The 5,077-nt window shown below is 41.9% G+C and carries 5 protein-coding genes; 2 read left to right on the top strand and 3 right to left on the bottom strand.

Features of this window, described 5'->3' with window-relative positions; genetic code table 11:
* The first annotated feature begins 95 nt into the window (after positions 1-95).
* Positions 96-275 (top strand): hypothetical protein, encoded by a 180-nt coding sequence (locus LC574_RS25960; RefSeq protein WP_229456414.1) that lies wholly within the window; start codon positions 96-98, stop codon positions 273-275.
* A 421-nt stretch (positions 276-696) separates the two neighbouring features.
* Here the strand turns inward: LC574_RS25960 and LC574_RS25955 are convergent, their stop codons facing one another.
* Entirely contained in the window at positions 697-3,027 is a 2,331-nt protein-coding gene (locus tag LC574_RS25955) for a bifunctional serine/threonine-protein kinase/ABC transporter substrate-binding protein (protein WP_229456413.1), read from the bottom strand.
* 248 nt (positions 3,028-3,275) lie between these two features.
* Positions 3,276-3,482 (bottom strand): hypothetical protein, encoded by a 207-nt coding sequence (locus tag LC574_RS25950; protein WP_229456412.1) that lies wholly within the window; start codon positions 3,480-3,482, stop codon positions 3,276-3,278.
* Here LC574_RS25950 and LC574_RS25945 point away from each other — a divergent pair.
* Positions 3,472-3,630 (top strand): hypothetical protein, encoded by a 159-nt coding sequence (locus LC574_RS25945; protein WP_229456411.1) that lies wholly within the window; start codon positions 3,472-3,474, stop codon positions 3,628-3,630. The genes LC574_RS25950 and LC574_RS25945 overlap by 11 nt on opposite strands.
* Positions 3,631-3,639: 9 nt before the next feature.
* On the opposite strand, the gene LC574_RS25940 is transcribed toward LC574_RS25945, so the two are convergent.
* Complete coding sequence (locus tag LC574_RS25940) at positions 3,640-4,620, bottom strand: ATP-binding protein (RefSeq protein WP_229456410.1); 981 nt, start codon at positions 4,618-4,620, stop codon at positions 3,640-3,642.
* Positions 4,621-5,077 lie beyond the last annotated feature (457 nt).

Raw genomic sequence — 5,077 nt, 5'->3', positions numbered from 1 at the left:
CGGTGGTGAACTGTTTTCCAGGCTAGTATCACCACCGTTTTAAACTCTATTCTTCTGTTCACAAAACATTCAAGCTATATTTACATCTCTCAACAATGCCCAACCCCAAAGGAACACCTGAAAATTTCGACAATCAACCAAGCAAGGAGTTAACCGAACAATTAAATTTTCGTGTCACCAAGGAAATGAAAGAAGAGGTTAAAGCGCAAGACGATCCACCACAATTTTGTAGAGATGCTATCCAGGAAGCACTGGACAAAAAAAAGAGGGAGTGATCTACCTCCCTCTATAATCTTGAGATGTTAAATAACTTATTAAACAACTTTTTTAAAAACTGGATATTCTAGCTCTTGCATAGCTCTATTGATTCTCTCCTTTGCAGTGCCGGAACGATAACGGGCAAATTCAACTTTCACCTTAGCTATCTTAGCTAGCATTTCCTCAGACTCAATATGGTTTAGTCCAATTCTGGGATTACCATTTATTACCTCAAACTCTCTTAACTCCTTTGCCGTCTTTCTGCATACCGCGATAGTAATGAGGTCGTGTACTTGCGCTCACAATGATGACACGAGTCATCTAAAAGCCCTCCTCTTATCTAGACGATTAATTTTACTGCAAAATGATTGCATATTTAGCGACTCAGGAAGGCAGATTTAGTTAGGTAAGAAAGCTACCTCTGCCCCATTCAAGGATTTAAAAGCACCCGCTAGCTCTGTAAGTGGTGACTGTAAACATAAAATCGTTAGAATTACAATTGCGGCGCACTGTAACCATTGTAATTTTGCCATTGTGGCGATCGCCCCTTTGAAATTGAATGACTCCCGTTGCGCCTGTAACCGAGAATTGAGGATTTGCAAGTGTTTTCTGAATGCCGATGCGGGTAGGATTTGCCGTCAAGGCTTTGCTTAAAACCAATACTGCGTCATAGCTGGTGGCGGTTCGCCAGGTAAGATCAATTGGAGCAATTTTCCAAAGGCTTTGAGCTTGGCGTACAAACGAGGAGTTAATATCGTTTGCGGGATGCCATGCGATCGCTAATACCAGACGTTGGATTTGCTGTAGCGACAGACCTTTATCTGGTTTGAGTAAGTCAGAAGTGTAGAGAGTACTACCCGCAACAATCCAAAATTGGTTGACATTGGACTTAATTACTCGTAAAGCATTGGGAATCGCGTTATACAATCCTACTCCTGGATCTGGGATAAGGACAATCACCGTTGCACCTTTGGTTTTTGCTTGATTTAATGCCGCTTTGGCATTAAAGCTATCGGTGGCGAGATTGAAGGCTGGTTCGTGATCAATAACATTACCTGGAAACGATTTAGCCGCTTCTCGAAACGCCCCAGATAGAGATTCGGCATACTCACTGCCCTGACTGTAAAAAATAGCAACTTGTCTCTGTTGTAATTGAGAGAATACGTAAGTTGCCATTTTTTGGGCGGTAATCCGAGCGCTGGAGGTGGTACGGAAGAAAAAAGGACTTTTGAGGTTATCTGAAGTGCTGGTTGCAGAAATTAAAACTACCCTTGCTTGGGTATAAATTGGTAGGGATTGTTTAGTGGCTTCGCTGCTGTAATGACCCAAAACAGCCAGTAAATCTGAATATTTCACCAATTGTTGAGCAATTTTGCGGGCATCATTTCCGGCTTTGCTATCGTCACGATTACTATCATTAGCGATAATTATCCGTAAGGATAGACCGTTTTTCAATGCCTCAGTCTGAGCTTGAGCAGCACCCTTGAGTATTTCTAGACCTATGGTAGTACGACGTTCCAAGGGAACTGCAACTGCGATGGTGCGAATCAGTGCTGCTGGAAATTGCATTTGAATTTTGGCGTTGTTGAGGTAAATTAAAGTTTCTGGATCTGACTCCTGATTGAAAGCAGTTTTAAATAGATCATAAGCTGCCGAAAAATTTTTGCTGCGATACTCTTCAATAGCTAATTGCTTTGCTAGTGGTGGCTGACCATTTCCCCAATAGCTTGCAGGTATTAGGCTTTCTTCACCACAACTGAGATGATCGTCTGGGATATAATCGCAAGTCTGAGCTAGAGTTATTGCCTCATACAGCGATTTTGCAACGACGAACAGCAAAACACCACAAGTCGCACCCAGTAATAATTTTTGCCATTGCACCAAAGAATAGTTATTAATGTTCTCAATCTTTTCTAGAATGGCTTGAGTTGTTGGCGGACGTTTCTGTGGATGATAACTCGTCATTGCCTGAATCAGATCAATAAATCTTTTAGGGGTTTGTTTATCTTTAATATACTTAAACCAACTAGGTAAATCTTGACGGCGATCGCCAGCTGGGTCAATACCTGTGATTAAATAAATAAAAGTCCAACCAAGAGCGTAGAAATCCGACTGGAGAACAGCGTGTCCCTCAAGTTGTTCAGGAGCACTATATCCAATAGAATGAATTACCGTGATCGATTTTCCATTCACAATAGTTTGCAACAAATTCCGCGCCGTCCCAAAATCAATTAAAATTAATTTTCCATCGGGGCGGAGCATAATATTTGACGGCTTGATATCTCGATGAAAATAGCCATTTTCATGCACAAATTGCAAAATCTGCGTCAATTGTTTTAGCCAATCTAATGCTTGTTTATGGGATGTTAAGTATTGATGGTGAGCAAGCCAACTCTGTAAATCTTCACCCTCAACTTTCTCCATTACCAAACAGCGCAATTGGCGACTCGTATGCAAAACTAGCGGAAATAGTGTTTCGCCAGCAGGTAAACCAGGATGCTGCAAACTTGTTAGTATTGATGCTTCTTGCTCAAATAATCGCAGTAAATCCGGCGTAACTTCCTTGAGTGACTTGAGAACCTTGGGTTGAGCCTGATTAACTAAATCTTCGATTTCAAATACTTCTGTATAGCGATACCTATCAATTTGCAGAGGATGCTTAATTCGGTAACGGTTTTGCAGTATAAGTGGCGTTTTACAGTTTTCACATACTGCACAATTATCGGAATTTTTTCGTTGCAAACAATCTGGATTGATGCAGTATGCCATAAATTTAGGATTGGCTAGATGCAAACAGCATTGAAATTACTGAAAATTATACAGAATTTTTATGCAGCAATTGACACAGACGACAGACTTCCAGACAGACTCTCTTTTAGCAGACAGAAAACCCTAAGTACAACATTTCATTAATTCGTAGCAAATTCTCTGCGTACCTTTGCGCTTACCTCTGCGACCCTCTGCGTTTAAATTTCAACCCTCAATTTGCCACGATTTTACGCAAAGCTGTACTTAGCTTACCACTCACTGGCTACACCCTTGGCAATCAGCTTCAAGCTCAATTTTGGATCAGTTAGGTGGTGAGCTGAATCTTTATATTCCGTGGAAGGAGTGGCAGTAGTTACAGTGGTAACAGTGGTTATAGTACTTACAGTGGTGGTGACGGTGGTTATAGTGGTGACGGAGGTAGAATCGTAGGTTGGGTTGAACGAAGTGAAACCCAACAAAGCCCTGATAATGTTGGGTTTCGTTCCTCAACCCAACCTACACCTTACAGTGGTGGTGACGGTAGTAGTAGCAGTAGCGGCGGTGACGGAGGTGGTGGCGGAGGTGGTGACGGAGGTGGTGGCGGATGTGGTGGCAATTAAATGAGTTTGGCTGCTACTCTTTCGAGAGAAATAAACGCTGTACGCATTTAAAAATTACGGGTTGTAAAAAAAAGCGTTCCTTATTATCGTCTTTGATGGTTTCTACTAATGCCCTGCGTTTTAAGGATAAAAGCGCAGCTAAAATATCTCCATTTGAAAGATGATTCCTAAGATGTAATAGTATTTCTTCACGAGTAAATCCCTGCGCTTGTATAGCCAAACACTTGATTAAGGTTTGTTCTAGCAGCGAAATCTGCCTCAACCATTGCGCCACTAGTGGTTCAAATTCGCCCGTAACTAAGGTTCCAGAAGCTAAAAATTCTCCCACATCCCCAGCAAATAATTCGTGAATAAAATTTGCTGCCATGTTTAAAAATAAGGGATTGCCACCATACTGATTTACCAGGAAAATCCACTGCTGGGCATCAAAGGTAAGTTGATGATGCTGCAAAAGCTCAATTGCCCCTTCCATCAAACCACCGAGTGGGAAAATAACTGCACCATTCCCACTCAAGGTATTTAATCCCTCTGGTTGTTCTCGACTAGTCAAAATCACACAACTCGAATGATTTGTTTGCACTACGGATCGCAAAAATTCAGCATAGGATTCGTATTTTAAACGATATTGCCCCGCGCGTAGGCGTAGCCCGTCGCAGACATCGCCACCCAAAATCCGATCCCAACCATCAAAAACTAACAGAGTTTCTGGTGGTAAAGACGGAAGCGAATCTATTGTTGGTGGAGTCAGATGAAACCCAAACCACAGAGTTTGCTGAAAACTAGATTGCAAAGCTGTGGCAAGTTTTGCTGCTACAGCCGTTTTGCCGATTCCCCCCATCCCTGTAATTGCAATCAAGCGTGTTCCTTGCTCAATTGCCTGGGTGAGTGTCGCCAGTTCGTAACGTCGCCCAAAGAACAAAGGAATATTTGGAATTTGGGTTTTATCAGATAGAGACGAGTTGAGGGGACGTTCGAGCAAATCTTGCCAATTCAAACTCAAAACTTGACAAAACGCTTTGAATACAGAAGCATCAATGGCATTACCTTTGAGGAAGCGTTTCCACGTTCAAGACACTACCAATGTCAGTGTTTCTAGAGACTTCATCTTTGCCTAGTTAGCACTTTGTTTGCCCGAAAATGCATTCGTCCTTCAAAATGTGCGATGGCGCACAAGGCCCGCAGGAAATGCGATCGCATTTCTTATAGGAGCCAAATATATGCGTTATCCAGAACCCTTGTAGAGAAATAGCGGTGCTATTTCTCTAATTCTTCTCTCATTATTCTCTCCCTATATCTAACTGTACTTGCAATCCATCATTTTCACTCACAGACTGAGCCGGTGCTAATAAAACAGAAGTGTGTGGCTGTGATAATGATTCGTTAAACTCAATTTTGACTGGAGATTTCTTTTCTATTCTATTATTGTTGGAGTCGGTTGATGGATTAGTTTG

The organism is Nostoc sp. CHAB 5715, from assembly GCF_020829685.1.
In the GTDB taxonomy this organism is placed as follows: domain Bacteria; phylum Cyanobacteriota; class Cyanobacteriia; order Cyanobacteriales; family Nostocaceae; genus Nostoc.
This window is presented reverse-complemented; position numbering and strand designations above follow the sequence as displayed.

Excerpts from the sequence above, each read along its gene's own strand:
- LC574_RS25955 (WP_229456413.1), bottom strand. The coding sequence starts at position 3,027 with ATGGCATACTGCATCAATCCAGATTGTTTGCAACGAAAAAATTCCGAT.
- LC574_RS25960 (WP_229456414.1), top strand. The coding sequence starts at position 96 with ATGCCCAACCCCAAAGGAACACCTGAAAATTTCGACAATCAACCAAGC.